We start from the raw sequence: 26,606 nt of genomic DNA on the forward strand, positions 1-26,606 counted from the left end.
TCCGCCACGCGAATCAGGCAATCGACAAGGCGCGGCGATACTGCACCGCTTCCGCGACATGCGCGGCGGTCGGCGTGTCGGCTCCGGCGAGATCGGCGATGGTCCGCACGACCTTGAGCACGCGGTAGTAGGCTCGCGCCGACCAGCCGAAGCGCTCGCCGGCTGAGCGCAGCAGCGCTTCTCCGGTCGCGTCGGGACGGCAGACGTCGTCGGCTTCGCGGCCATCGAGTTCCCGATTGGTCTTGCCTTGTCGACGCAACTGCACGTCGCGCGCCGCCGCCACGCGCGCGGCGACCGTCGCGCTCGATTCGCCGCGCTTCGCCGCTCGCGCCGACAATTCCGCCGGCGAGAGCGCGGGCAGCTCGATCTGAATGTCGATGCGGTCCATCAGCGGACCGGACAGCTTGCGTAGGTAACGGGCGGCGATTTCGGGCGAACATCGGCATCGCCCGCCGGGATCGCCGCGCCAGCCGCATGGACAGGGGTTCATCGCGGCGACGAGTTGGCACGCGGCGGGAAAGTCGGCTTGCTGCGCGGCGCGCGAAATGGTGATGCGGCCCGCCTCCAGCGGCTCGCGCAGCGTTTCGAGCACTTTGCGGTCGAATTCGGGAAGCTCGTCGAGGAACAGCACGCCCAGATGCGCCAGCGTGATTTCTCCAGGCTGCGGCGGGTTGCGTCCGCCGACGAGCGCGACCGAACTCGACGAATGATGCGGCGCGCGGAACGGCCGCTGCCGCCATTGGCTGGGCGCGAAGCCGATCGAACTCGCCGAGAGAATGGCGGCGGAGGTCAGGGCTTCGTCGTCGTTCATCGGCGGAAGAAGGCCGGGCAAGCGCGCCGCGAGCATCGACTTTCCCGCGCCGGGCGGCCCGACCATCAGCAGGTGATGCCCGCCCGCCGCCGCGACTTCGAGCGCCCGCCGCGCGCCCGGATGGCCGATGACATCCGCGAGATCGGGCGACGGCGCGGCGCGGTCGTCCGAAAGCGTGGCGGCGTGCACCGGCCTGAGGCGCGCATCGGGCACGCCGTTGAGATGGGCGCACAACGCGCGAAGGTCGTCGGCGCCGTACACGTCGATGCCCGGCACCAGCGCGGCTTCCGCAGCGCTCGCAAGCGGAATGTAGATGTCGGGGACGCGCGCGTCGGACGTGGCGTACTGGCGCGCCGCGCCGCAGACCATCGCGAAGGCGCCGCGCATGGGCCGAAGCGCGCCCGTCAGCGACAACTCGCCCGCGAACTCCCGATGTTCCAGCGATTCAGCCGGGATCTGCCCGCTCGCCGCCAGAATGCCGAGCGCGATGGGCAAGTCGAAGCGCCCCGATTCCTTCGGAAGATCGGCGGGCGCGAGATTGACGGTGATGCGGCTGACAGGAAAGTCGAAGCCGCAGTTCTGAAGCGCGGCGCGCACGCGTTCGCGGCTTTCGCGGACTTCGAGATCGGGAAGGCCGACGATGGAAAACGACGGCAACCCGTTGGCAAGATGGACTTCTACGACGACTTCCGGCGCGCGCCCAGGCGCGGGCGCGCGGCTGCGTACCACGGCAAGCGACATGATTTCACCTGAAACGGCGCGGAAGAGAAACCGCGCCGGCAATAAGACTAGGACTTCACGGCTCGCCGGCCGGGTACCAGAAAAAGCGCGGGCGCGTTAGTCCTGCGCCGTCGTGCCGTTGCTCGCGAGCCGCTGCTCCAGTTGCGCGACGCGCTTTTCTAGTTCTTCCAGACGCGCACGCGTGCGCACGAGCACTTGCGTCTGCGTATCGAATTCTTCGCGCGTGACGAGATCGAGCCTGGAGAAGCCCTGCGAGAGCATCGCCTTCATGTTTCGTTCGACGTCCTTCGCGGGCGAATTCCTGAACAGCTCGCTCATCTTCTGCTGCAGGTCGTTAAAAACGTCGTTGGGCTGTTTCATGGATTTCTCCCTTGTGCACAAATATTGTGCATTCATTGTTAGGTCAGTGCCCCGAAAGATTCCATGTTCGAAGTTGGTGCGAGGACGCAACGCTCGGAAACACAGCGGGGCAGTTCCAAAGGCGACGCGATTTTAGCGCCGCCGCCACGCCTCGCTCGCCGTCCCCGCCCTTTTTACGGGACCTTCCGACCACTCTAGCAACGAACCTGCCCCGCCGCCAGCGCGCGGACGCCGCGTTAGCCATTCGGCAGAGGATTCGCAGCGATCTTTCGTGAAATCGCGTAAAGCCGCGTGGTTATTGGATTGGCATACGAGTTGCATAAGTGGCGCGACCTTTTCTGCACGCTTTTTCACCGAACGGCACGCGGAAGGATCAGCAAACCACAGCGAGGGATACATGAAGCTCATTACCGCAATCATCAAGCCGTTCAAGCTCGACGAAGCGCGCGAAGCGCTGTCGGCCATCGGCGTCTCGGGCATCACCGTGACCGAGGTGAAAGGCTTCGGCCGTCAGAAGGGGCACACGGAGTTGTATCGCGGCGCGGAATACGTCGTCGACTTCCTGCCCAAGGTGAAGATCGAGGCGGCCGTGTCGGACGACATCGTGGATCAGGCGATCGAAGCCGTCGAGCGTGCCGCGCGCACGGGCAAGATCGGTGACGGGAAGATCTTCGTGACCGCGATCGAACAGGTCATTCGCATCCGTACCGGCGAGACCGGCGCGGACGCGCTCTAAGAAAAATCGGCGATAAGAGGAACCAAAAGAATGCGCAACTTCTTGATGTCATTGTTGGTGGCGACCGCGCTTGCCGGCGCGAATGTCGGCACCGCTCTCGCCCAGGACGCGTCCGCTCCGGCCGCCGCCTCGGCACCCGCGACCGACGCCGCCTCGACGGCGAGCGCACCGGCCAGCGCCAATACGGCGATGGCTTCGTCGGCGGAAGCCGCATCGGCGGCCGCGGCTGCATCCGGCGCTTCGGACGCTGCGCCTGCCGCGCCGACCGAGCCGTTCATGGTGGATTCATCGAAGATCAGCTCCGGCGACACCGCGTGGATGCTGACCTCCGTCGCACTCGTGCTGTTCATGACGATTCCCGGCCTCGCGCTCTTCTACGCCGGCATGGTCCGCAAGAAGAACGTGCTCGCCACCGCGATGCAGAGCTTCGCGATCTGCTGTCTCGTGACGATTCTCTGGACGGTGGTCGGCTACAGCATCGCGTTCACGCCGGGCGGTTCGTTCATCGGCGGCTTCTCGCGCGTGTTCCTGCACGGCCTCGCCTACATCAAGGGCGACAAGGCGACGACGCTGTCCGTCAGTCACCTCGCGTCCACCATTCCGGAGTCCGTGTATTTCGCGTTCCAGCTGACGTTCGCGATCATCACGCCGGCGCTCATCACCGGCGCGTTCGCCGATCGCATGAAGTTCTCCGCGATGCTCGTCTTCATGGCGCTGTGGTCGCTGATCGTCTATTCGCCGATCGCGCACATGGTCTGGGAACCGACCGGCTGGCTGGCGACGGCGGGCGTGCTCGACTTCGCGGGCGGCACCGTCGTGCACATCAACGCGGGTATCGCGGGCCTGATGTGCTGTATCGTCCTCGGCAAGCGCGTCGGCTATGGCCGCGAAGTGATGGCGCCGCACAACCTCGTGCTCTCGCTGATCGGCGCATCGATGCTGTGGGTGGGCTGGTTCGGCTTCAACGCGGGTTCGGCGGTCGCGGCTGACGGCCGTGCCGGCTTCGCGATGCTCACCACGCAGATCGCCACCGCGTTCGCCGCATTCGGCTGGATGTTCGCGGAGTGGATCACGAAGGGCAAGCCGTCGGTGCTCGGCATCATCTCGGGCGCGGTCGCGGGTCTGGTGGCGGTGACGCCGGCTTCGGGCTTCGTCGGCGTGACGGGCGCGATCGTGATCGGCATCGTCGCGGGCGTGGTCTGCTTCTGGTCGGCAACGTGGCTCAAGCACAAGTTCAACTACGACGACTCGCTCGACGCGTTCGGCGTGCACGGCGTCGGCGGGATCATCGGCGCATTGCTGACGGGCGTGTTCGCGGTGAAGGACATCGGCGGATTCGACGGCAGCCTGCTCGTCCAGGCGAAGGGCGTGCTCGTCACGCTGGTCTACTCGGGCGTCGTCAGCTTCATCCTGCTGAAGGTGATCGACATGGTCATGGGCCTGCGCGTCACCGAAGAACAGGAACGCGAAGGTCTCGACGTCACGCTGCATGGCGAACACGTCGAATAAGGCGTTCAAAGCATTCGCCGCGACGGGCGCGCGGGCTTCGGCCCGCACCCGCGCGGCAGACACAACGAGCGCAGCGACTTGGCCCGCCTTCGATGGCGGGTTTTTTTTGCCCGCGCGATCTGCCGAATTTTCGTCCAGCGGCGGGCAAATCCGGATTGATGGCCGGGCGGCGGGAAACCTTGGTAATTGGCGGCCCATCCCCAATTAGGCAAAACAATTGCTCTACAATCTTTCGTCCCTCTTGGCCGCTGCCGGCGCTTGACGCGCAAGGCCGGTCCCATGCAAAGCTGTTCGCGAGAAATCAATGGTTCCGCATTTAGTTACGGCGTTGAATGGTCCTCTGCTCGATCTCGAGCGGAAAATCCTGGAAGCCACGCCTGCCATCGAGCGGTGGTTCCGTCTCGAATGGCAAGAGCACACGCCGCCGTTTTACTGTTCCGTCGATCTGCGTAACGCGGGTTTCAAGCTCGCGCCCGTCGATACGAATCTGTTCCCGGGCGGCTTCAACAACCTGCCGCAGGAAGTCCTGCCGCTGGCCGTGCAGGCGGCGATGGCGTCGATCGAAAAGATCTGCCCCGATGCCAAGAATCTGCTCGTGATTCCCGAGCGGCACACGCGCAACGCGTTCTATCTGGAGAACGTCGCGCGGCTCGCGGCCATCATGCGGCAAGCGGGCCTCAACGTCCGCTTCGGCACGCTCGATGAAAACATCCACGGTCCCGTGACCATTCCGCTCGCCGACGGGCAGAAGGTCGTGCTGGAACCGCTCGAACGCACGCCGCGCCGTCTCGGCCTGAAGAATTTCGATCCCTGCTCGATCCTGCTCAACAACGACCTCTCGGCGGGCATTCCGCCGGTGCTCGAAAATCTGCACGAGCAATATCTGCTGCCGCCGCTGCACGCGGGCTGGGCGGTGCGCCGCAAGTCGACGCACTTTTCCTGCTACGACGACGTCGCGAAGAAGTTCGCGAAGATGGTCGAGATCGATCCGTGGATGGTGAATCCGTACTTCGCGCACGTGGAAGGCGTGGATTACGAAGCGCGCACGGGCGAAGAAGCGCTGGCCGACGCCATCGACGGCGTCATCAAGAAGATCGCGAAGAAGTATCGCGAGTACGGGATCAGCGAGAAGCCGTACGTCGTCATCAAGGCCGATGCCGGCACCTACGGCAAGGGCGTGATGACCGTTCACGACGCGAGCGAAGTCGCCGCGCTCACCAAGCGCGAGCGCGTCAAGATGAACGACGCCAAGGAAGGGCTGCAAGTCCACGACGTGATCGTGCAGGAAGGCGTGCACACGTTCGAGCGCGTGGAGAACGCGGTCGCGGAGCCGGTCGTTTATATGATCGACCGCTACGTGGTCGGCGGTTTCTATCGCGTGCACGACTCGCGCGAACGCGATCAGAACCTCAACGCGCCGGGCATGCACTTCGTGCCGCTCGGCTTCGAGCACACCGCGCTGCCCGACACGCACGCGAAGCCCGGCGCGGCGCCGCCGAACCGCTTCTACATGTACGGCGTGGTGGCGCGGCTGGGGTTGCTCGCGGCATCGGTGGAACTGGAAAAGACGGACCCTGAAGCGATCCAGGTCTGAGCGCATAATGCCGAGCCATCCGCGGTGCAGCGCCGCGGACTACGTCTCTACCCACGCGAAAACACATGGACATCCTCTTTATCGCCGACCCGCTCGATCGCTTCAAGATCTACAAGGACACGACCTACGCGATGATGGTCGAAGCCGCGCGCCGCGGTCACGCGCTCTATGCCTGCGAGCCGCAGCATCTCGCGTGGACGGGCGGCGCGGTCGAGGCGAACGTGCGCCGCATTACGATCGTCGGCGATGAAGCGGACAGCGCCCGCTGGCCGTGGTTCGAGGCGGCAGAGCAGGAGAGCCGCTCGCTCGCGCAATTCGACGCCGTGCTGATGCGCAAGGATCCGCCGTTCGATCTCGAATACGTCAACGCGACGTGGCTGCTGGAAATGGCCGAGCGCGGCGGCGCGCGCGTGTTCAACAAGCCGCAGGCCATCCGCGATCACTCCGAGAAGCTGGCGATCGCGGAATGGCCGCAGTATGTCGCGCCGACGCTCGTCACGCGCGATCCCGCCCGTCTGCGCGCTTTCCACGCCGAACATGGCGATGTCATTCTGAAGCCGCTCGACGGCATGGGCGGCATGGGCGTGTTCCGCGTGAAGGCGGATGGCATGAACCTCGGCTCGATCATCGAGATGCTGAGCGAGGACGGCGCGCGCATGGTGATGGCGCAGAAGTTCATCCCGCAGATTTCGGAAGGCGACAAGCGCATCCTCTTGATCGGCGGCGAGCCGGTGCCGTATTCGCTCGCGCGCATTCCGCAAGGCGGCGAAGTGCGCGGCAATCTCGCGGCGGGCGGCCTCGGCCGTGCGCAGCCGCTGAGCGCGCGCGATCGCGAAATCGCGGAGACGCTCGGGCCGGTGCTCAAGGCGCGCGGGCTGCTGCTCGTCGGACTGGACGCCATCGGCGACTATCTCACCGAAGTCAACGTCACGAGTCCCACGTGCTTCCGCGAGATCATGGATCAGACGGGCTTCGACGTAGCCGGCATGTTCATCGACGCACTGGAGCGCGCCGCAGGCTGACCTCGCCGCTGCCGCCGGACGAAGCGTTTGGCGCGGTGCAAAACGTGCGTCGCCGGCACTGTTACAATCAACTTCCCGGCGGCTTGCATCTGGGGCTGGATCAATTTCAGCAGAAGAAACAGGGAGTTGATTTCCCGACCGCCCGGACGCACATACGACTTGCACCACGCGACGCTCGCGCGCTTTCGAGCGATCTCTGACGTTTCGTCTACAGAGGCAGCAATCCTGACATGGCTGGCATTCTGATCATCGCGCACGCACCGCTCGCTACCGCGCTCCGCGAGTGCGTCGCGCATATTTACGGCGGCTTGCCCGCGCGCATCGGCGTCATCGACGTGATGCCCGACTGCGATCCCGTCGAAGTCCGCGCGTTTGCGCGCTCCGAAATCGATCGTCTGAAGGAAGACAACGGCGCGATCGTGCTGACGGACGTGTTCGGCGCGACGCCCGCGAATATCGCCGCGAGCCTCGCCGACGCCGACGTGCGCATTCTGGCGGGCGTGAACCTGCCGATGCTCGTGCGCGCCGTCTGTTACCGCGCGACGCCGCTCGACACGCTCTCCGAAAAAATTCTGCAAGGCGGCTCGAAGGGCATTCAGGAACTGGATGCCTCCACGCCGCTCAATCCTTGCGCACTCGCGACGAAAGCGGCCGGCTCGCCCGATCCGGCCTGCTCCGCGAGCGCCGATCTGGCCGCCGTGAAAGCCGCCAGTCACTGACGCCGCTTCATTCATCCACTAGCGTTCCGGAGCATCATGCTGCAACAAGAAACAACGATCGTGAACAAGCTGGGGCTCCATGCGCGGGCGTCGGCCAAGCTCACGCAACTCGCGGGAAGTTTTCAGTGCGAAATCTGGATGAGCCGCAATGGCCGCCGGATCAACGCGAAAAGCATCATGGGCGTGATGATGCTGGCGGCGGGCATCGGCAGCACGGTGACGATCGAAACCGAAGGCAGCGACGAAGCCGAAGCCATGCAAGCCATTCTCGCCCTCATCGCCGATAAATTCGGGGAAGGGCAGTAAATCCGCCATCCGCATGAAACACCAGGAGCCGCGCATCGACGCGGCTTTTTTGTGCCTTGCTTAAGGGGCGATGCGTGATCGGGGAAAGGGTCCGTAACCGGCACGGCGCACGCGCGGCAGTCCGTGCAGGGACTTTGGAATACTGAGAACTTATAATGGCCTGCGTGGCCAGACGCCCCCGCGTTTTCTGGGAGAAGCGCGGATAGATCACAACTAGAGGAGGTGCGCGTGTCTTTCACGCTGCATGGAATTCCCGTCTCACGAGGCATCGCCATCGGGCGAGCGTATCTCATTGCGCCGGCCGCGCTCGACGTCGCGCATTACCTGATCGAACCGGATCAGATCGACGCTGAAATCGAACGTTTCGGCACGGCGCAGGCCGCGGTCGCCGCCGAACTCGAAGCGCTCCGCGAAGATCTCGCCGCCGACGCGCCCAGCGAAATGAGCGCCTTCATCAACGTCCACACGATGATCCTGAACGACGCCATGCTCGTGCAGGAAACCATCGACCTGATTCGCACGCGCCGCTACAACGTCGAGTGGGCGCTGACCGAGCAACTCGACATTCTCGGCAGCTATTTCGACGAAATCGAGGACGAATACCTGCGCGAGCGCAAGGCCGACGTCGAGCAGGTCGTCGAGCGGTTGCTGAAAGCGCTCGCGGGCGCGCCGACGGCCGCGTCGCTCGTCGTGCATACGGCCGCGAGCAACGGCCATAACGAGATGATCGTCGTCGCGCACGACATCGCGCCCGCCGACATGCTTCAGTTCAAGACGCAGGCGTTCAAGGGCTTCGTCACCGATCTCGGCGGGCGGACGTCGCATACGGCGATCGTCGCGCGCAGCCTCGGCATTCCGGCGTCGGTCGGCGTGCAGCAGGCGAGCGTGCTGATTCGCCAGAACGATCTCATCATCGTGGACGGCGATCATGGCATCGTGATCGTCGATCCCGCGCCGATCGTCCTCGAAGAGTATTCGTATCGGCAGAGCGAGAAGCTGCTCGAACAGCGCAAGCTGCAGCGCCTCAAGTTCTCGCCGACGCAGACGCTGTGCGGCACGAAGATCGAACTGTGCGCGAACATCGAGTTGCCGGACGACGCGCAAGTGGCCGTCGAAGCCGGCGCGATGGGCGTCGGCCTGTTCCGCACCGAGTTTCTCTTCATGAATCACAAGGACCGCTTGCCGGAAGAGGAAGAGCAGTTCGAGGCGTACAAGCGCGCGGTCGAACTGATGAACGGCAAGCCGGTGACCATCCGCACCATCGACGTGGGCGCGGACAAGCCGCTCGATTCGATGGGCGGCGGCGACGGCTATGAGACCGCGCCGAATCCGGCGCTGGGCTTGCGCGCGATCCGCTGGAGCCTGTCCGAGCCGCAAATGTTCATGACGCAACTGCGCGCCATCTTGCGTGCGTCGGCGTTCGGCCCGACCAAGATTCTCATTCCGATGCTCGCGCACGCGCAGGAAATCGATCAGACGCTCGATCTCATCCGCGAGGCGAAGCGCCAGTTGGATGACGCCGGCATCGCGTTCGACCGTCAGGTGCAGATCGGCGCGATGATCGAGATTCCGGCGGCCGCCATCGCCGTGCAATTGTTCCTGAGCCGGCTGGATTTTCTGTCCATCGGGACGAACGATCTGATTCAGTACACGCTCGCGATCGACCGCGCGGACAATGCCGTCGCGCATCTCTACGATCCGCTGCATCCGGCGGTGCTACATCTCATCGCGTTCACGCTGCGCGAGGCCAAGCGCGCGGGCGTGCCGGTTTCGGTGTGCGGTGAAATGGCGGGCGATCCTTCCGTCACGCGTCTGCTGCTCGGCCTCGGACTCACCGAATTCTCGATGCATCCGAGTCAATTGCTTGTCGTGAAGCAGGAAATTCTGCGCTCGAATCTGAAGGCGCTGGAAAAGCCCGTTGCGGATGTACTCGCGGCCTACGAGCCGAACGACTTGCAGGCGGCGCTCGTCCGGCTGCAGAAGGCCTGATTTACCGTGCGTGACGCGCGCCGCAGACCGGGCAATCCGGCTGCCGCGCGATCTTCATCGTGTTCCATTCCATGCGCAGCGAGTCGAGCATCATGAGTCGGCCCGCGAGCGTCTCGCCGAATCCGCCGATCACGCGCAGCGCTTCCGCCGCCTGCATCGCGCCGATGATGCCGACGGTCGGCGCGAACACGCCCATCGTCGAACACGCGACTTCCTCGAACGCCTGATCCGGCGGAAACACACACGCATAGCACGGCGATGCGGGCGACCGGAAGTCGAACGTGCTGATCTGGCCGTCGAAGCGCAGCGCCGCGCCCGAGACGAGCGGCACGCCGTGCGCGACGCACGCCGCGTTGATCGCGTGGCGCGTCGCGAAGTTGTCGCTGCAATCGAGCACGACGGTCGCGCGCGGCACGTTCGCGTCGAGCCAGGCGGCGTCGGCGCGCGCGTTGATCGCCGCAATCTCGATGTCCGGATTCAGCGCATTCAGCGTCTGCCGCGCCGATTCGACCTTCGCCTGCCCGACCGAGCGCGTCGCGTGCACGATCTGGCGTTGGAGATTCGTGAGATCGACGGTATCGGCATCGACGAGCGTGAGCTTTCCGACGCCCGCCGCCGCGAGATACATGGCCGCCGGCGCGCCCAGGCCGCCCGCGCCGACGATGATCGCGTGCGCATCCAGAAAGCGCTGCTGCGCTTCGATGCCGATTTCATCGACGAGAATGTGGCGGGAATAGCGAAGGAGTTGGTCGTCGTTCATCGAGCTTGCGCGTGGATGCGCCGATGTGGCTTCGAAGGGAACGCCGGAAAGACGGCGCGCTTGAACACGACATTCTAAGCGCGCGAAGAGGGGATGCGGCTTCGCGGCGCGATGCCGCGAAGCCGTGCTGCGGGCTTACTTGGTCTGCTGCGCGGTCGGCGACGAAGCCGGCACCGTGCCCGAAGCCGGCGACGAGCCCGGCGCGGCGGGCACCGCGGGTTGCGCGACGACCGGCGCCGACGCCGAACGCGGCGGCTTGTTCTGCGCGAGCTTGCGCTCGGCGAACGACTTCGACTCGACGACCTGCTTGCCTTCCAGCTTGTTCAGCGCCTGCTGCAGCATGAAGTCGTCGCTGCTGCCGAACTCCACGGGCTTGCGCTCGCGGTCCTTGCGGCGCTGCTCGGGCGTCTTCTTGTCGTTCTGCTCTTCGAGCAGACGCAGTTGCTCCAGACGATCCTGCTCGCGCTGGTCCTGTTCCTTCTTCTCGTTCGGATCCTGCGTGTTCGCGAGGTGGTTCGAGTAATCCACTTCGCGCGTCACGAGCGCGTCGTCGGGATCGCCGTCCGCGTACTGATCGACCGGCACGTCCGGGCGCACGCCCTGGTTCTGGATCGACTTGCCGCTCGGCGTGTAGTAATACGCCGTCGTCAGGCGCAGCGCGGTGTCGGCGGTCATCGGGCGAACGGTCTGCACCGAGCCCTTGCCGAACGTGGTCTTGCCGACGATCAGCGCGCGGTGATGATCCTGCAGCGCGCCCGCGACGATTTCCGATGCCGAAGCCGAATACGCGTTGGTCAGCACGACCATCGGCACCTTCTTGAAGATATCGGGGACGCTCTTCAGCGGATCCTGATCGAAGGACGGCAGGCGATAGTTGTCGTAGGTATCGCGGAATGTCTGCTTCGCGTCCGCAATCTGGCCGTTCGTCGACACGACGATGGCGTTATCCGGCAGGAACGCGCCCGCCACGCCGACCGCGCTTTGCAGCAGACCGCCGCCGTTGTTGCGCAGGTCGAGCACGAGGCCCTTCAGGTTCGGCTGCTGGCGCGCGAGGTCCTGCAGCTTCGACGCCAGATCCGGCACCGTGCGTTCCTGGAAGCTCGTGATGCGGATATAGCCGTAGCCCGGCTCCGGCACCTTCATCTTCACCGACTGCACGCGGATGACGGCGCGCGTGACGGTGAGCGGGAACGTGCGGTCGTCGCTCTTGCGGAAGATGGTCAGCGTGACCTTCGTGCCCGGGTCGCCGCGCATCTGCTTGACGGCCTTGTCGAGCGTCATGCCGCGCACCGGTTTGTCGTTGATGCGCGTGATGAGGTCGCCCGGACGGATGCCGGCGCGGAACGCGGGCGTGTCTTCGATCGGCGAAATGACCTTGATGAGCCCGTCTTCCGACGAGATTTCGATGCCCAGACCGGCGAAGCGGCCCTTCGTCTGTTCCTGAAGCTCTTCGTAATCGGTCTTGTCGAGATAGGACGAGTGCGGATCGAGGCTCGACACCATGCCCTTGATGGCGGCGGTGAGGAGCTTTTTATCGTCGACGGGTTCGACGTATTCGTGCTTGATCTGCCCGAAGACTTCGGCGAAGAGCCGCAATTGATCGAGCGGCAGCGGCGACGATGCGGCTTGCTGAGCGGATGCGGAAATCTGCAAGGTGGCGAGCGCGCCGGCGGTAACGCCTACGGCGATCAGGCCGAAGTTTTTCAGGTTCTTTCGCATAGAGAGTGCGTTCGGAATCGAATGAGCAGCATCGTGGGTGACGGGCCAGTATACCCGCTCCCCTCCAAAGAGGACTTAAGCGCAACTTAAATGCCCGAAGCATTGCCGGGCGACGGCGTTCTATGGCGAACGCCAGGCGGTGGTTCGCTCGCCGCCGACGCCAAAGCGCCACGGGCGCCCGCAGCGGGCGCCCGTGAACCAATTGCTTCTATCCGGCAGACGGCTTCAGCCCGCCTTGCCCTGCTTGGCGACCGCTGCCTGCGCGGCCGCGATGGCGTCCGCGTCGCCGAGATAATAGTGCTTGATCGGCTTCAGGTTTTCGTCGAGTTCATAGACGAGCGGCACGCCGTTCGGAATGTTCAGCCCGACGATGTCCGCGTCCGAAATCTCGTCCAGATATTTCACCAGCGCGCGCATGGAATTGCCGTGCGCGGCGATCAGCACCTGCTTGCCCGCCTTGATGGCCGGCGCGATCGACTCGTTCCACACCGGCAGCACGCGCGCGACCGTGTCTTTCAGGCATTCGGTGAGCGGCAACTGTTCGCGCGGCACCTTCGCGTAGCGCGGGTCGTTGTACGACGCGCGTTCGTCGGAAGGATCGAGCGCGGGCGGCGGCGTGTCGTAGCTGCGGCGCCAGACGAGGACCTGATCGTCGCCATACTTTTTCGCGGTTTCCGCCTTGTTCAGCCCTGCGAGCGCGCCGTAATGGCGCTCGTTCAGACGCCACGAATGGACGACCGGGATATACATCAGGTCCATTTCGTCCTGAACGTGCCACAGCGTGCGGATGGCGCGCTTCAGCACCGACGTGTACGCGATGTCGAACGTGTAGCCGGCTTCGCGCAGCAGCACGCCGGCCTGGCGCGCTTCGCGGTTGCCCTGCTCGGTGAGGTCGACGTCGACCCAGCCGGTGAACCGGTTTTCCTTGTTCCACGTCGATTCGCCGTGGCGGATGAGCACTAGCTTGTACATGTTTGATAGGTCGGTCAGTTGAGAAAGCGGGCGTGCCGATCGGGACTCCGTGATACTGCCATCGCGCGTGGAGCGCCGCCATCGGCCGGATGGCCTAGGCCATCGCGGGAAACGGTTATTTTATAATGGCGCGATTGCCCTCATTTTCCTTTCTTCCTTTCTCTCTATCTTTCGGCGGCCCTAGACGTGAAGTTTTTCACTGATTACACGAATATCGCACTCATCGTCATTGCGCTCATCTCCGGCGCACTGCTTTTGTGGCCCGCCATCACGCGTCGCGGACGCGGCGGAATTTCCGCAGCCGAGGCCACCACGCTGATCAACCGGCGCAATGCCGTCGTCGTCGATATCCGGCCCGCCGCGGAGTTCGCGAAGGGCCATCTGCCGTCGGCGCGCAATGTCGAGGCGGCGGAGCTTCAAGCAAAGATCGGCCAGATCGCGAAGAATAAGAGCAATCCGGTCGTGCTCGTGTGTCAGACCGGACAACAATCGCAGCGCGCCAGCCGCACCGTTGCGGACGCTGGCTACGCTGAGGTCCATGTCTTGCAAGGCGGAGTCGATGCCTGGCAGAAGGCAGGAATGCCGGTCGTAAAACAAGGAGCGGTCAAGTGAAGAAAGTCGTCATGTACAGCACCCAAGTGTGCCCGTATTGCCAGATGGCCGAACGTCTTTTAAAGTCCCGCGGGGTCGAAAGCATCGAGAAGGTGCTGATCGATCGTGAACCGGGCCGCCGCGAGGAAATGATGCAGCGCACCGGACGCCGCACCGTGCCGCAGGTTTATATCGGCGACACGCACGTCGGCGGCTACGACGATCTTTCAGCGCTCGACCGCAAGGGCGGTCTCGTGCCGCTGCTCGAGTCGGCCTGACATCACCACACGCTGCCCGGACACGCGCCGGGCCACCGATTCATCCAGGAAATTATTATGTCCGACGAGAACAATCAGCCGTTTTTCAACATCCAGCGCATTTACCTGAAGGATATGTCGCTCGAGCAGCCGAACTCGCCCGCCATCTTCCTCGAACAGGAAATGCCGTCGGTTGAGGTCGAAGTCGACGTGAAGGCCGACCGTCTCGCGGAAAGCGTCTTCGAAGTGCTGGTCACGGGCACGGTCACGGCGAAGGTCGCCGACAAGGTCGCGTTCCTGATCGAAGCGAAGCAGGCCGGTATTTTCGATATCCGGAACATTCCGGCCGAACAGATCGATCCGCTCGTCGGCATTGCATGCCCGACCATCCTGTTCCCGTACTTGCGCTCGAACATCGCGGATGCGATCACGCGTGCCGGCTTCCCGCCGATCCACCTCGCGGAAATCAACTTCCAGGCGCTGTACGAGCAACGCCTCGCGCAACTGGGCGGCGCGCAGGAAGGCGCGGCGAACGGCGCGACGCACTGAGCGTCATCCCTCTGTCCTGACTCTGCCGACCGGAGCCGAGCATGAAAGTAGCCGTTCTCGGCGCCGGCGCATGGGGTACCGCACTAGCGGGCCACCTCGCGACACGGCACGACACGATGCTTTGGGCGCGCGACCGCGCGCTCATCGATTCTCTTTCTCAAAGCCACGAAAACACGCGTTATCTCGCGGGCGTCCGCCTGCCCGAGACGCTCGCGTTCGAAGCCGACCTCAACGTGGCGCTCGCGCATGCCGCCGCAGCGGATGCGCTGTGCGTCGTGGCCACGCCCGTCGCCGGGCTGCGTGCGCTTTGCCGCGCGATGCGTCAGGCGGGCGTCGTGCCGGCGCATATCGTCTGGCTCTGCAAAGGCTTCGAGGCGGACACGCAGTGTCTGCCGAACGAAGTCGTCGCCGCCGAACTGCCCGAGCACGCGAGCAACGGCACGCTCTCGGGGCCGAGCTTCGCGCGTGAAGTGGGGCAGGGCCTGCCGGTCGCGCTGACGGTGGCGAGCGCGTCGGCGCAACTGTGCGCGCGCACGGTCGCGGCGTTCCATCACGGCGCAATGCGCATCTATACCGGCGACGACGTGATCGGCGTCGAAGTGGGCGGTGCGGTGAAAAACGTGCTCGCCATCGCCACCGGCATCTCGGACGGCTTGGGCCTCGGACTGAACGCGCGCGCGGCGCTCATCACGCGCGGACTCGCGGAAATGTCGCGGCTGGGCGTGGCGCTCGGCGGTCGCGCCGAGACGTTCACCGGACTCACGGGCCTGGGCGATCTCATCCTCACCGCCACCGGCGATCTTTCCCGCAACCGCACCGTCGGCATGCAGCTGGCGAGCGGCCGCACGCTCGACGAAATCCTCGCCGCGCTCGGTCATGTCGCCGAAGGCGTGCGATGCGCGCGGGCGGTGCTCGCGCTGGCGCAGTCGCGCGGGATCGAAATGCCGATCACGCATGCGGTATGTCGCGTGCTCTTCGAGAACGTCGCGCCGCGCGATGCGGTTCAGGCGCTGCTCAACCGCGACGCCAAAGCGGAGTAGCGCAGCGTTCCTTCGGAGGTGCGCGATGGTCAAGCTGGAAGCCGTAGTCGCGGATATCACCACGCTCGAAGTCGATGCCATCGTCAACGCGGCGAACAAGTCGCTGCTGGGCGGCGGCGGTGTCGACGGCGCGATTCATCGGCGGGCCGGGCGCGGGCTCTTGCGCGAATGCGAAACGCTCGGCGGCTGCGAAACCGGCGACGCGAAGATCACCGGCGGCCACGATTTGCCGGCGAAACACGTGATCCACGCGGTCGGGCCGCGCTGGAGCGGCGGCAAGCGCAACGAGCCCGAATTGCTCGCGCGCTGTTATCGGCGTTCGCTCGAACTGGCGCACGAAGCCGGCTGCAAGTCGATCGCGTTCCCGGCGATCAGTTGCGGCATCTACCGCTTTCCGGTCGAAGAAGCAGTGAAAATCGCGGTATCGACGGTCAACGAAACGCTGCCTCGCACGCCATTCGTCGAGCGCGTCGTCTTCGCCTGTTTTCAGGACGCGATGCTCGCGCGCTATCTCGCGGAACTCGCGGCTTACGCGGATCAGGCGCCGCCTTCGAATCCGGCCTGACGCCACGCTTCGAACGTCACGATCGCCACGGTATTCGAGAGATTCAGACTGCGATTGCCCGGCCGCATCGGGAGGCGCACGCGCTGTTGCGTCGCGAACCGGTCCAGCACGTCGGGCGCGAGTCCGCGTGTTTCGGCGCCGAACACGAACCAGTCGCCCGGCTGAAACGCGTGATCGAAGAACGGCGTCGAGCCGCGCGTCGTGAATGCGAACATGCGCGCCGCGTCCGGCGATTCCTTCGCGGTGAACGCATCCCAGTTCGCGTGGACGTTCATTTCGGCGTACTCGTGGTAATCGAGACCGGCGCGGCGCATTTTCGCGTCGTCGAGCGGAAAGCCGAGCGGCTCGATCAGATGCAGGCGCGCGCCCGTGTTCGCGCACAGGCGGATGACGTTGCCGGTGTTCGGCGGGATTTCGGGTTCGACGAGTACGACGTTAAACATGAGTTTCTTGGCTAAAAAGTTAATCTTTCGGCGTGCGCAGCGCGACGAAATTGGTGACGCGCCGCGCGCCCGCGAGCTTGAGCGTGCGGGCGAGGGCATCGAGTGTGGCGCCGGACGTCATCACGTCATCGACGACGCCGACATGCTTGCCGCGCACATCGCCCTCGACGACGAACGCGCGCGCGACATTGCGCCTGCGCGTATCGGCATCGAGCCGCGATTGCGCCGCCGTGTGGATCGCGCGGCTGACGAGCGCGGCATCGGCTCGCACGCCCAACCGCCGCGCGAGCGGAAGCGCGATCGCCCATGCCTGGTTGTAGCCGCGCGCGACGAGCCGCTTGCGCGACAACGGCACCGGCGCGATGACATCGGGCGTCGGCAGGCCGCTGTCTTCGAATAGCGCGTGCAGATGGCGCGCGAACGCCGCGCCCGCCGCATGACGCGCGCGAAACTTGAGTTCGACGGCGAGCGTGTCGAGCGGCGCGCGATAGTCGGCGATCGCGATGGTGTCGTTGAACGCGGGCGGGTTTTCGAGACACGCCGCGCAGTGCAGCCGCACGTCTTCGCGACCGCGTCCGGCGTAGGACGGCGCGAGCGGCATCGCGCAGGTGGCGCAGCGGAAGCGCGGCTCGTTCCAGTACTGCTCGTCGCATCCGGCGCATAAAAGTTGCTGCGACACATTGCCGCATAACGCGCACTGATTCGGCAAGGCGACGTCGAGCATCTTGCGCGCCATCGACGTCAACGCGCGTGCGCGCACCGCCGCGAACGCGGAAAACGGCGGCAAATGGCGAACGAGTTTCATGACGGAGCAAGCATAAAAAGCGGGCGGCGCGGCGCGCGGAAAGGCGCGAAGGCGCCGTCGCATGGGCCTATTTCGAGACGACCGAGTATACTTCGCACTCTTCGCGAACAGATCGTCATGTCCCCCACGTCCTCCAAAACTAGCCGACCGGCCTATGATCCGCGCCGTTTGCGCGAGATTTTCGACCGTCGCGCCGCCGCGTTCGACGAAGTCGCCTTCCTGCCGCGCGAAATCGCGGATCGCATGCGCGAGCGTCTGGAGTACATCAAGGTCGCGCCGGTTCGCGTCCTCGATGCGGCCTGCGGCGTGGGCTCGGACCTGGGGCATTTGCGGGAGCGGTTTCCGGAGGCGTCGGTGCTGGGCATCGACATTTCCTCCGCGATGCTCGCCCGCGCCCGCGCAGCCGAAGCGGAAGGCGAAGGCAGCCCCGGCTGGCGCCGCTTTCTGCCCTCGACGCTCGCCAAGGCGTTCGGCGCGCGCGGCCCGCAGCTCGCGCAGGCCGATTTCGCGGCGCTGCCGTTCGCGGGCGGCGCATTCGAACTGCTCTGGTCGAATCTCGCACTGCACTGGCATTCGCGTCCGGACGTCGTGCTGCCCGAATGGCAGCGCGTGCTGAAGGTGAACGGCCTGCTGATGTTCAGCACCTTCGGTCCCGATACCCTGCGCGAACTCGCCGCCGCCTATCGCGAAGCGGAACGCACGCTCGGCCTCGCGCCGATGCCGCACACCATCGATTTCGTCGACATGCACGATCTGGGCGACATGCTCGTCGAAAGCGGATTCGAGATCCCGGTGATGGATCAGGAAGTGCTGACCATTACCTACCGTTCGCCGGAATCGCTGCTTGCGGATGTCGCGCGCTGGGGCGCGTATCCGTTCGAGCGCGCCGGGACGGAACGGACCGATGGCGGCGCGCAAGCCTTGCGCGGCGCGGTTCACGCGGCGCTGGAGGCGTTGCGACGCGACGACGGCACCATCCCGCTGACCTTCGAAGTCATCTACGGCCACGCGTGGAAAGCCGTGCCGCGAACGACGGCCGAAGGGCACGGCATCGTGCGGCTGGAAGACATAGGACGGGGGCCGAAAAGGAACCGGTAGCAAGTCGCCGGTGAATTGGTGGCAAGTCGGTGAATGGCATCGCGACGGCCGTAAAGAGGGCGTTTGTTATGTCAGAAATTAGCGCCCGAAAGACATGTGAAAAACTGCGTCAAATGGGCGCAGAGGCTTGTCGCGCTTGGCTTTGCGACGCTACGACCCTTGCTTGTGGATGCCACCCAACCCGCCTATAATGCGTCAGTTTGTCGCCCGGACTGTCACAAATTTGGGCGAAATCCGAGCAAATGTATGTGATTGCGTGCGGATGGATGGAGGCGGCGATGCAGGTGAGTCAAACGCTGACGGAGTCCGAGCCGGTCATCCGGGACTGGCTGATGAAACGCAACTGTTCGGTGTCGCCGCGTCAGTTCATGTGCTTCTATTTGTCGCTTGCGCTGTTTTCGCTGGCCATCGCGACATCGCTTTTTCTGAATGGCGCCTGGCTGGTGCTGCCGTTCACCGGAGTCGAATTGACGGTCGTGGCCGTCGCGTTTCTGATTTATGCGCGACACGCGGTCGATTACGAAAGAATCCGGCTGTATCAAAACCGGTTGTTGATCGAGCAGATGAACGCCGAAGAATTGACGCAGTTCGAGTTCAACCCGCGCTGGGTGCGCGTTGAACCGGGTGCGACGCCGAGAGAGCCGCTTACGATCGTGTCGCGCGGTCAATCGGTGAAAATCGGGCTACACCTTGCACAGCATCGTCGCAGGCAATTTGCTGCCGAGTTGCAGACGTCACTGAGACGGCTCGCCTGAAGAGGAACGGGCGACACAGCGCGATGCCCACGGGGGTCGAGGGTTTGAATGGAAATTTTGGGTAAGGATGCTATGAAAACAATCAAGCGAGCCCTCGCGGGCGTGCTGGCGGCAGGCGCACTGCTGAACGCCGGCGTAGCCCTGGCGGTGAACGACAGTCCCGGCGGTCCTGCTGTGAACGAAATCAACTTCCAGCCGCCTGTGACGAAGATCGCCGAGGAGCTCTACGGCCTCCATATCTTCATGCTCATCATCTGCACCGTCATCTTCCTCGGCGTGTTCGGGGTGATGTTCTATTCGGTGGTGAAGCATCGCAAGTCGAAGGGCTTCAAGCCGGCGCACTTCCACGAAAGCACCACGGTCGAAATCATCTGGACGATCGTGCCGTTCATCATCGTCATTCTGATGGCGCTGCCGGCCACGAAGGCCGTCGTCGCGATGAAGGACACGACCAACGCCGACCTCACCGTCAAGGTCACGGGCTACCAGTGGAAGTGGGGCTACGACTACGTGAAGGGCCCGGGCGAGGGCATCAGCTTCCTCTCGACGCTGGCCACGCCGCGCAGCGAAGTCAACGGCCAGGCGCCGATTTCCGAGCTGTACCTGCAAGCGGTCGATAACCCGCTCGTCGTGCCGGTCGACAAGAAAGTCCGCATCATCACCACCGCGAACGACGTCGTCCACTCGTGGTACGTGCCGGCGTTCGGCGTGAAGCAGGACGCGATTCCCGGCTTCGTGCGCGACACGTGGTTCAAGGCCGAGAAGGTGGGCACGTATCGCGGCTTCTGTACGGAACTGTGCGGCAAGGAGCACGCGTACATGCCGGTCGTGGTCGAAGTGATGTCCGCCGACGACTACGCGAAGTGGGTCGATGCGCAGAAGAAGAAAATGGCTTCCGCCACCGACGATCCCAACAAGACCTACACGATGGACGAGCTGAAGACGCGCGGCGCGCAGGTCTACGCATCGAACTGCGCGGTCTGCCACCAGCCGACCGGCAAGGGCGCGGGCCAGTTCCCGGCGCTCGACGGCAGCAAGATCGCGAACGGTCCTATCGCCGATCACGTGAATATCGTGCTGCACGGCAAGGGCGCCATGCCGCCGTGGCAGAGCACGCTGAACGACGTCGAGATCGCATCGGTCATCACCTACGAGCGCAACACGTGGGGCAACCACACCGGCAACGTGCTGCAGCCGAAGCAGGTCGCGGACGCGCGCAACGGCAAGATGCCGGAAGGCGGCGGCGCGGCGACGGCAGCGGCGAGCGGCGCGGAAGCGGCATCGGCACCGGCTGCGGCCGAGGCGAGCGCACCGGCCGCAGCCGGCGCGGAAGCGGCGCAAGCCGCGGGCTTGCCGGCCAGCATCTATTTCGAGACGGGCAAGAGCACGCTGCCCGCCGACGCGAACAACGCAGTGCAAGCCGCGGCAGCGTACGCGAAGGCCCATCCGGACGCGAAGATCGCGCTGTCGGGCTTCACGGACGCATCGGGCGGCGCCGACCTCAACGCCGATCTCGCCAAGCAGCGCGCGCAAGCCGTCCGCGACGCGCTGAAGGCGGCGGGCGTCGCGGAAGAACGTATCGTGTTGAAGAAGCCCGAGTCCATCACGGGCGGCGCCGATGCGAAGGAAGCACGTCGCGTGGAAATCAGTCCGGCTGCTTGACATGTCTCGTGCGCGCTTCTCCTTCGCGTGAACCACGCAACGGAGAGGCGGCCGGGGAGCCAAGTGCCACGAGTATTCGCTTTAGGAGATGATTGTCATGTCTAGCATCGGACACGATGTAGCCGCGGGTCACGACCACGCGCACGACGACCATGCGCACGAGTTGCCGCATGGTTGGCGCCGGTGGCTTTGGGCCACCAACCACAAGGACATCGGTACGCTGTACCTGTTGTTCTCGTTCATCATGTTCCTCTCCGGAGGCGTGATGGCGCTCGGCATCCGTGCCGAGCTTTTCGAACCGGGCCTGCAGATCATGCGTCCCGAGTTCTTCAATCAGCTGACCACCATGCACGGCCTGATCATGGTGTTCGGCGCGATCATGCCGGCGTTCGTCGGCTTCGCGAACTGGATGGTGCCGCTGCAGATCGGCGCATCGGACATGGCGTTCGCGCGCATGAACAACTTCAGCTTCTGGCTGCTGCCGGTCGCGGCTGTGCTGCTCGTCGGCTCGTTCTTCGTGCCGGGCGGCGCCACCGCCGCGGGCTGGACGCTGTACGCGCCGCTCTCCACGCAGATGGGCCCCGGCATGGACTTCGCGATTTTCGCGGTCCACATCATGGGCGCGTCGTCGATCATGGGCGGCATCAACATCGTCGTGACGATTCTGAACATGCGCGCGCCGGGCATGACGCTCATGAAGATGCCGATGTTCGCGTGGACGTGGCTCATCACCGCGTATCTGCTGATCGCCGTGATGCCGGTTCTGGCGGGCGCGATCACGATGGTGCTGTTCGACCGTCACTTCGGCACGTCGTTCTTCAACGCGGCGGGCGGCGGCGATCCGGTCATGTACCAGCACATCTTCTGGTTCTTCGGTCACCCCGAGGTGTACATCATGATCTTGCCGGCGTTCGGGATCGTGTCGCAGGTGATTCCGGCGTTCTCGCGCAAGCCGCTGTTCGGCTATAGCTCGATGGTGTACGCAACCGCATCGATCGCGATTCTGTCGTTCATGGTGTGGGCGCACCACATGTTCGCGACCGGCATGCCGGTGACGGGCCAGCTCTTCTTCATGTACGCGACGATGCTGATCGCCGTGCCGACGGGCGTGAAGGTGTTCAACTGGGTCGCGACGATGTGGCGCGGCGCGCTGACCTTCGAAACGCCGATGCTCTTCGCGATCGGCTTCCTGTTCGTCTTCACGATGGGCGGCTTCACGGGCCTGATCCTGTCGATGGCGCCGCTCGACATCCAGATGCACGGCACGTACTACGTGGTCGCGCACTTCCACTACGTGCTGGTGGCGGGGTCGCTCTTCGCGCTGTTCTCGGGCTGGTACTACTGGTCGCCGAAGTGGACGGGCTGGATGTACAACGAGATGCGCGGGAAGATCCACTTCTGGGCGTCGATGATCACGTTCAACGTCACGTTCTTCCCGATGCACTTCCTGGGTCTCGCGGGCATGCCGCGCCGGTATGCGGACTACCCGGCGCAGTTCACGGACTTCAATCAGATCGCGACGATCGGCGCGTTCGGTTTCGGTCTCGCGCAGGTGTACTTCCTGTTCGCGGTCGCGCTGCCGACGTATCGCGGCGGCGGCGAACACGAAAAGGCCAGCGACAAGCCGTGGGACGGCGCGCAAGGCCTCGAATGGACCGTGCCGAGCCCGGCGCCGTTCCATACGTTCGAGAACCCGCCGACGGTCGAGTAAGTCGTTTCATCGTGCTGCAAGGCTTCCGCGCGAAGCCTTGCAGCCAGCCAGTGTCAAGTGTCAGGAAAGCATGGCCCCGAATCCACAAAAAAGACGGTCGCCCGAGGAAATCCGTGCGGGCAACAAGCGGCTCGGTCTCATCATGATGCTGATTGCCGCCGTCTTCTTTCTGGGTATCGTCGTCAGGCAATACCTGTTGTCGCGAGGATAACGTGTCCACTCAGCAGGAAGATCCGCACATCGACCGCTCCTTCAACCGGTCGATGCTGTTCAAGCTCTTCGTCGTCGCCGCGATGATGTTCGGCTTCGGCTTCGCGCTCGTGCCGATGTACCGCGCGATCTGCCAGATCACCGGCATCAACAATCTCGTGCAGCGCGACGTCGGCGCGCGCGAGGCGAAGAACACGCAGGTCGATGCGAGCCGCACCGTTTCCATCGAATTCGATGCGAACGCGCGCGGACCGCTGCAGTTCAAGCCGGAACAGTCGAACCTGGACATTCATCCGGGCGAAGTCATGACGGTGATGTATCAGGTGACCAACGAGCAGGGCCGCACGGTGAAGGCGCAAGCCATCCCGAGCTACGCGCCGAAGCAGGCCACCGAGTATTTCAAGAAGATCGAATGCTTTTGCTTCACGCAGCAGACGCTCGAGCCGAACGAGACGAAGCGCATGCCGGTGGTGTTCGTCGTCGATCCGAAGCTGCCGAAGGACGTCAAGACGATCACGCTGTCGTACACGTTCTTCGAACTCGACGCGCCGAAACCGGTAGCCAAGGGAACGTGATCGTCATGAACGCCCAGACGCCGCGCAAGGGTGGTTTCCTCAAGCTCGTGAAGGCCGTGTTCTGGTCGTTTTTCGGCGTGCGGCGGCGGGCAGATCTGGAAAACGATGCAGCGCAGTTGAACCCGCTGCATCTGATCGCGGCGGGGCTGATCGGTGCTGTGTTGTTCATCGTGGTGCTTCTGGTGATCGTGCGGGCGGTGGTCGGCTAGAGCGGCAGACGGAAAAAGCGGCGCGCGGCGCTTTGAGCGCAGCAACGCGGCAATAGAAAATTCAAGCAACTGGATCGAAGTGGAGAATCAACAATGAGCGGTCAAAACGAGAGCCCGTACTATTTCGTGCCGCATCCGTCACGGCATCCGATCATGGCTGCCTGCGGCTTGCTGGTGATGCTGTCCTCGCTGGCGGCGTGGGTCAACGGTCATTCGTTCGCGCCGTTCACCACGCTGATCGGCCTGCTGTTCCTGCTGTTCGTGCTGTGGCACTGGTTCGGCGACGCGATCTCCGAATCGGAAGGCGGCATGTACGGCAAGCGCGTCGACGTGTCGTACCGCTGGAGCATGAGCTGGTTCATCTTCTCCGAAGTGATGTTCTTCGGCGCGTTCTTCGGTGCGCTGTTCTATGCACGCGCCATCGCGCTGCACGAACTCGGCAGCCTCGATTACAAGCTGATCTGGCCGGACTTCTCCGCCGTGTGGCCGAACAACGGCCCCGCCGCGCTCGTCCCGCACTTCCGGGCGATGGTGCCGTGGCCCCTGCCGACCATCAACACGGCGCTGCTGCTCTCCTCTGGCGCGACGCTGACGGTGGCGCACCACGCGTTGCGCGAAGATCATCGTCGCAAGGCGATCGGCTGGCTCGCTGCCACCGTGCTGCTCGGCGTGATCTTCCTGTTCTGCCAGGGCTACGAATATTTCCACGCGTACAACGAACTGAACCTGACGCTCGCGTCCGGCGTGTACGGTTCGACGTTCTTCCTGCTGACGGGCTTCCACGGCTTCCACGTGTTCCTGGGCGGCACGATGCTGGCGGTCGTCATGGTTCGCCTGATTCGCGGACACTTCACGGCGGAGCACCACTTCGCGTTCGAAGGCGCCGCGTGGTACTGGCACTTCGTGGACGTCGTGTGGCTCGGGCTGTACGTCGTCGTGTACTGGCTGTAAGGCATTCGCGCGGGCGGCTTCGGCGTGCCCGCGCGCAGCAGTGGAGCAGTGAAAGCGCGCCGCCCTCGGTCTTCCGGGCGGCGTTTTGCTTTGAAGCGCGTGATGAATCGAGGCTGAAACGAAGGGGCGGAAAATTGTCCCGCGACAATACGCCCCGTGTTGGAGAACCTTCGCGGCGGGTTATCGTCCGAGGGGGATGCCCGTCGATTGAATCCAGCCCATCCAGTGCGCGAACAGGATGAACAGGAACAGCGAGATGGACAGCCCGACGCGCATCGCGAGCGACCACACCATCCGCTTGGTTTTGCCGCGGTCGGTCATCATGAAGTACAGGGCCGAACCGAGGCTGCCGAGAATGAGGATGAAAGCGATGGCGACGATAATGTGCATGAAACCAGCCGGCAATGTTGCTCAAATTGCCCGTATAACGCATTGAGCAGTATGGAAAAGAGTCATCTCATTATCTCACTCGACGCATCGCGCCGCGCGGCTCGCCACGTTTTCCTGCGGTCGCGGCGAGCATGAAAATCCGCTTCTGGCCCACGGTCCTGATTCTCATCGTCGTCGCGGTGACGGTGCGCCTCGGCTTCTGGCAGCGCGACCGCGCGCATCAGAAAGAGGCGCTGAACGCGCACATCGTCGCATTCGAGAATGCGCCGGCGCAGCGCGTGACCGTCGATCCAATGCCGCTCGATTCGGTCGAGTTTCATCGCGTCGAGGCGCGCGGCGAGTTCATGCCCGAGCGCGTCGTTTATCTCGATAATCGTCCGTATAACGATCAGCCCGGCTTTTATGTCGTGATGCCGCTTAAACTCGAGGGCGGCGGCTATGTGCTCGTGAATCGCGGATGGCTGCCGCGCAATCTCGCCGACCGCACCGGCATCGAGCCGTATGAGACGCCGAAGGGCGTCGTCGATATCGAGGGCATTGCGCGCGCGAATCCGTCGCAGGCGTTCGAGCTGGGCAAGGGCGGATCGGCGGCGCATCAGCAGATTCGGCAGAACCTGAATATTCCCGCGTTCGCCTCGGAAACGGGCCTCGCGTTCCAGCCGTTCGTGATCCAGCAGACGAACGACACGCACGACAAGCTCGTGCGCGACTGGCCCGCGCCGACGCTCGGCGTCGAACGCAACTACGGCTACATGCTCCAGTGGTGGGGCATGGCAGCGGCGGCCGTGGGCTTCGGCCTGTATGCCGCGCGCCGCGCCGCCAAGAAAGAAGGCGCGGACGGCCCATCGCGCGACGACGACGAAGCCGCAAACCACGCCTGAATCCAATCCGACATTAACCGATGCCTTCTCAACGCCCCACGACCGCCGCCGGCAAACCGCCTACGCGCCAACGCACGCCCTCGAAAGGTTCATGGACCAACGGCCGCTGGATGCTCGTGCTGCTCGCGCTCGTGTGCGCGGCGCCGGTGATCGCGTCGTACCTGATGTACTACGTGTTCAAGCCGGCGGGCGGCACGTCGAGCTATGGCGCGCTCATCGAACCGCAACGGCCCATTCCGTCGCAACTCGTCGTCACGGACGAGAAAGGGCAGACGCTTCCGCTCAAGTCGCTTGAAGGCAAATGGCTGATGATCACCGTGAACGGCGGCGATTGCGACCAGCAATGCGTGACGCGCCTCTACTACATGCGACAGGTGCGCGTGCTGCAATCGGCCGAGCGCGACCGCGTGGTCAACGTCTGGCTGCGCACCGATGACAAGCCCGTCTCCGATGTCATCAAGACCGCGTATCCGCCGCCGGACACGCGCATGCTCGTCGCCGATCCGCGCGCCGTCGCAGACTGGCTGCCGGTCACGGACGGCACGAAGCTCACGGATCACATCTTTCTCGTCGATCCGAACGGCAATCTGATGATGCGCTTCCCGAAAAATCCCGATCCGAAGAAGATCAACGCGGATCTGGCGAAGCTCTTGAAGTGGTCGCGGATCGGCTAAAA

The 26,606-nt window shown here is 64.2% G+C and carries 30 protein-coding genes; 22 read left to right on the plus strand and 8 right to left on the minus strand.

Annotated elements, in window-relative coordinates:
- Positions 1-13: 13 nt before the first annotated feature.
- Together NCR39_RS00780 and NCR39_RS00785 are read right to left on the minus strand one after the other, a co-directional pair.
- On the minus strand, positions 14-1,552 hold the full coding sequence (locus tag NCR39_RS00780) for a YifB family Mg chelatase-like AAA ATPase (protein WP_250450140.1): 1,539 nt from the start codon (positions 1,550-1,552) through the stop codon (positions 14-16).
- Between the two features lie 96 nt (positions 1,553-1,648).
- A complete protein-coding gene (locus NCR39_RS00785; RefSeq protein ID WP_250450141.1) occupies positions 1,649-1,912 on the minus strand; it encodes an accessory factor UbiK family protein in 264 nt (87 codons plus the stop codon).
- Between the two features lie 397 nt (positions 1,913-2,309).
- On the opposite strand from NCR39_RS00785, the gene NCR39_RS00790 reads away from it, so the two are divergent.
- From NCR39_RS00790 to ptsP, 7 genes are all read left to right on the plus strand, one after another.
- On the plus strand, positions 2,310-2,648 hold the full coding sequence (locus NCR39_RS00790) for a P-II family nitrogen regulator (RefSeq protein ID WP_014190273.1): 339 nt from the start codon (positions 2,310-2,312) through the stop codon (positions 2,646-2,648).
- A 30-nt stretch (positions 2,649-2,678) separates the two neighbouring features.
- Entirely contained in the window at positions 2,679-4,157 is a 1,479-nt protein-coding gene (locus tag NCR39_RS00800; protein ID WP_284507067.1) for an ammonium transporter, read from the plus strand.
- 304 nt (positions 4,158-4,461) lie between these two features.
- Positions 4,462-5,751 (plus strand): glutamate--cysteine ligase, encoded by a 1,290-nt coding sequence (gshA, locus tag NCR39_RS00805; protein ID WP_040053093.1) that lies wholly within the window; start codon positions 4,462-4,464, stop codon positions 5,749-5,751.
- A gap of 65 nt (positions 5,752-5,816) precedes the next feature.
- A complete protein-coding gene (gshB, locus tag NCR39_RS00810; RefSeq protein WP_250450143.1) occupies positions 5,817-6,773 on the plus strand; it encodes a glutathione synthase in 957 nt (318 codons plus the stop codon).
- Between the two features lie 230 nt (positions 6,774-7,003).
- Entirely contained in the window at positions 7,004-7,492 is a 489-nt protein-coding gene (locus tag NCR39_RS00815) for a PTS sugar transporter subunit IIA (protein ID WP_250450144.1), read from the plus strand.
- A 36-nt stretch (positions 7,493-7,528) separates the two neighbouring features.
- Positions 7,529-7,798, plus strand: coding sequence for an HPr family phosphocarrier protein (locus NCR39_RS00820; RefSeq protein ID WP_244814552.1), 270 nt, complete (start codon positions 7,529-7,531; stop codon positions 7,796-7,798).
- A gap of 228 nt (positions 7,799-8,026) precedes the next feature.
- Positions 8,027-9,787, plus strand: a complete 1,761-nt coding sequence (gene ptsP, locus NCR39_RS00825) for a phosphoenolpyruvate--protein phosphotransferase (RefSeq protein WP_250450146.1) — start codon at positions 8,027-8,029, stop codon at positions 9,785-9,787.
- Between the two features lies 1 nt (position 9,788).
- On the opposite strand, the gene NCR39_RS00830 is transcribed toward ptsP, so the two are convergent.
- From NCR39_RS00830 to gpmA, 3 genes are all read right to left on the minus strand, one after another.
- Positions 9,789-10,547, minus strand: coding sequence for a HesA/MoeB/ThiF family protein (locus NCR39_RS00830; protein WP_250450148.1), 759 nt, complete (start codon positions 10,545-10,547; stop codon positions 9,789-9,791).
- A 135-nt stretch (positions 10,548-10,682) separates the two neighbouring features.
- A complete protein-coding gene (locus NCR39_RS00835) occupies positions 10,683-12,266 on the minus strand; it encodes a S41 family peptidase (RefSeq protein WP_250450150.1) in 1,584 nt (527 codons plus the stop codon).
- A 225-nt stretch (positions 12,267-12,491) separates the two neighbouring features.
- On the minus strand, positions 12,492-13,238 hold the full coding sequence (gpmA, locus tag NCR39_RS00840) for a 2,3-diphosphoglycerate-dependent phosphoglycerate mutase (RefSeq protein WP_040053086.1): 747 nt from the start codon (positions 13,236-13,238) through the stop codon (positions 12,492-12,494).
- Between the two features lie 186 nt (positions 13,239-13,424).
- Between gpmA and NCR39_RS00845 the strand changes: the two genes are divergently transcribed.
- The 5 genes from NCR39_RS00845 to NCR39_RS00865 are packed head-to-tail and all read left to right on the plus strand — an operon-like array spanning position 13,425 to position 16,240.
- Positions 13,425-13,850 (plus strand): rhodanese-like domain-containing protein, encoded by a 426-nt coding sequence (locus NCR39_RS00845; RefSeq protein ID WP_250450151.1) that lies wholly within the window; start codon positions 13,425-13,427, stop codon positions 13,848-13,850.
- Complete coding sequence (gene grxC / locus NCR39_RS00850; protein ID WP_250450153.1) at positions 13,847-14,107, plus strand: glutaredoxin 3; 261 nt, start codon at positions 13,847-13,849, stop codon at positions 14,105-14,107. The genes NCR39_RS00845 and grxC overlap by 4 nt, the downstream gene beginning before the upstream one ends.
- A gap of 57 nt (positions 14,108-14,164) precedes the next feature.
- Positions 14,165-14,635 (plus strand): protein-export chaperone SecB, encoded by a 471-nt coding sequence (secB, locus tag NCR39_RS00855; RefSeq protein WP_040053083.1) that lies wholly within the window; start codon positions 14,165-14,167, stop codon positions 14,633-14,635.
- 41 nt (positions 14,636-14,676) lie between these two features.
- Positions 14,677-15,675, plus strand: a complete 999-nt coding sequence (locus NCR39_RS00860; protein ID WP_250450154.1) for an NAD(P)H-dependent glycerol-3-phosphate dehydrogenase — start codon at positions 14,677-14,679, stop codon at positions 15,673-15,675.
- Between the two features lie 25 nt (positions 15,676-15,700).
- Positions 15,701-16,240 carry an O-acetyl-ADP-ribose deacetylase gene (locus tag NCR39_RS00865; protein ID WP_250450155.1) on the plus strand — a complete coding sequence of 180 codons (540 nt, stop codon included), beginning with the start codon at positions 15,701-15,703 and terminating at the stop codon, positions 16,238-16,240.
- Here NCR39_RS00865 and trmL read toward each other — a convergent pair.
- Together trmL and NCR39_RS00875 are read right to left on the minus strand one after the other, a co-directional pair.
- On the minus strand, positions 16,213-16,683 hold the full coding sequence (gene trmL, locus NCR39_RS00870; RefSeq protein WP_250450156.1) for a tRNA (uridine(34)/cytosine(34)/5-carboxymethylaminomethyluridine(34)-2'-O)-methyltransferase TrmL: 471 nt from the start codon (positions 16,681-16,683) through the stop codon (positions 16,213-16,215). The genes NCR39_RS00865 and trmL overlap by 28 nt on opposite strands.
- A gap of 19 nt (positions 16,684-16,702) precedes the next feature.
- The gene (locus tag NCR39_RS00875) at positions 16,703-17,488 is read right to left on the minus strand and encodes a phosphoribosyltransferase family protein (RefSeq protein WP_502800149.1); all 786 of its coding nucleotides are present in this window, start codon (positions 17,486-17,488) and stop codon (positions 16,703-16,705) included.
- Between the two features lie 117 nt (positions 17,489-17,605).
- Between NCR39_RS00875 and NCR39_RS00880 the strand changes: the two genes are divergently transcribed.
- From NCR39_RS00880 to NCR39_RS00915, 8 genes are all read left to right on the plus strand, one after another.
- A complete protein-coding gene (locus tag NCR39_RS00880) occupies positions 17,606-18,586 on the plus strand; it encodes a methyltransferase domain-containing protein (protein WP_250450157.1) in 981 nt (326 codons plus the stop codon).
- A 278-nt stretch (positions 18,587-18,864) separates the two neighbouring features.
- Complete coding sequence (locus tag NCR39_RS00885) at positions 18,865-19,341, plus strand: DUF2244 domain-containing protein (RefSeq protein ID WP_250450158.1); 477 nt, start codon at positions 18,865-18,867, stop codon at positions 19,339-19,341.
- 48 nt (positions 19,342-19,389) lie between these two features.
- Positions 19,390-21,003, plus strand: a complete 1,614-nt coding sequence (gene coxB, locus NCR39_RS00890; protein ID WP_250450159.1) for a cytochrome c oxidase subunit II — start codon at positions 19,390-19,392, stop codon at positions 21,001-21,003.
- A gap of 97 nt (positions 21,004-21,100) precedes the next feature.
- Complete coding sequence (gene ctaD, locus NCR39_RS00895; RefSeq protein WP_250450160.1) at positions 21,101-22,714, plus strand: cytochrome c oxidase subunit I; 1,614 nt, start codon at positions 21,101-21,103, stop codon at positions 22,712-22,714.
- Positions 22,715-22,784: 70 nt separating this feature from the next.
- Complete coding sequence (locus NCR39_RS00900; protein ID WP_244826879.1) at positions 22,785-22,925, plus strand: cytochrome oxidase small assembly protein; 141 nt, start codon at positions 22,785-22,787, stop codon at positions 22,923-22,925.
- Position 22,926: 1 nt separating this feature from the next.
- The gene (locus tag NCR39_RS00905) at positions 22,927-23,499 is read left to right on the plus strand and encodes a cytochrome c oxidase assembly protein (protein WP_350029646.1); all 573 of its coding nucleotides are present in this window, start codon (positions 22,927-22,929) and stop codon (positions 23,497-23,499) included.
- A 5-nt stretch (positions 23,500-23,504) separates the two neighbouring features.
- Positions 23,505-23,708, plus strand: coding sequence for a DUF2970 domain-containing protein (locus NCR39_RS00910; protein WP_250450162.1), 204 nt, complete (start codon positions 23,505-23,507; stop codon positions 23,706-23,708).
- 93 nt (positions 23,709-23,801) lie between these two features.
- Positions 23,802-24,659 (plus strand): cytochrome c oxidase subunit 3, encoded by an 858-nt coding sequence (locus NCR39_RS00915; RefSeq protein ID WP_250450164.1) that lies wholly within the window; start codon positions 23,802-23,804, stop codon positions 24,657-24,659.
- Between the two features lie 180 nt (positions 24,660-24,839).
- Here the strand turns inward: NCR39_RS00915 and NCR39_RS00920 are convergent, their stop codons facing one another.
- The gene (locus NCR39_RS00920) at positions 24,840-25,049 is read right to left on the minus strand and encodes a twin transmembrane helix small protein (RefSeq protein WP_035961831.1); all 210 of its coding nucleotides are present in this window, start codon (positions 25,047-25,049) and stop codon (positions 24,840-24,842) included.
- Positions 25,050-25,180: 131 nt separating this feature from the next.
- On the opposite strand from NCR39_RS00920, the gene NCR39_RS00925 reads away from it, so the two are divergent.
- Both NCR39_RS00925 and NCR39_RS00930 read left to right on the plus strand, forming a co-directional pair.
- On the plus strand, positions 25,181-25,930 hold the full coding sequence (locus tag NCR39_RS00925; protein WP_250450165.1) for an SURF1 family protein: 750 nt from the start codon (positions 25,181-25,183) through the stop codon (positions 25,928-25,930).
- Between the two features lie 20 nt (positions 25,931-25,950).
- Positions 25,951-26,604 carry an SCO family protein gene (locus NCR39_RS00930; protein WP_250450166.1) on the plus strand — a complete coding sequence of 218 codons (654 nt, stop codon included), beginning with the start codon at positions 25,951-25,953 and terminating at the stop codon, positions 26,602-26,604.
- Positions 26,605-26,606 lie beyond the last annotated feature (2 nt).

Source organism: Caballeronia sp. ATUFL_M2_KS44 (genome assembly GCF_023630965.1).
GTDB lineage: Bacteria > Pseudomonadota > Gammaproteobacteria > Burkholderiales > Burkholderiaceae > Caballeronia > Caballeronia concitans.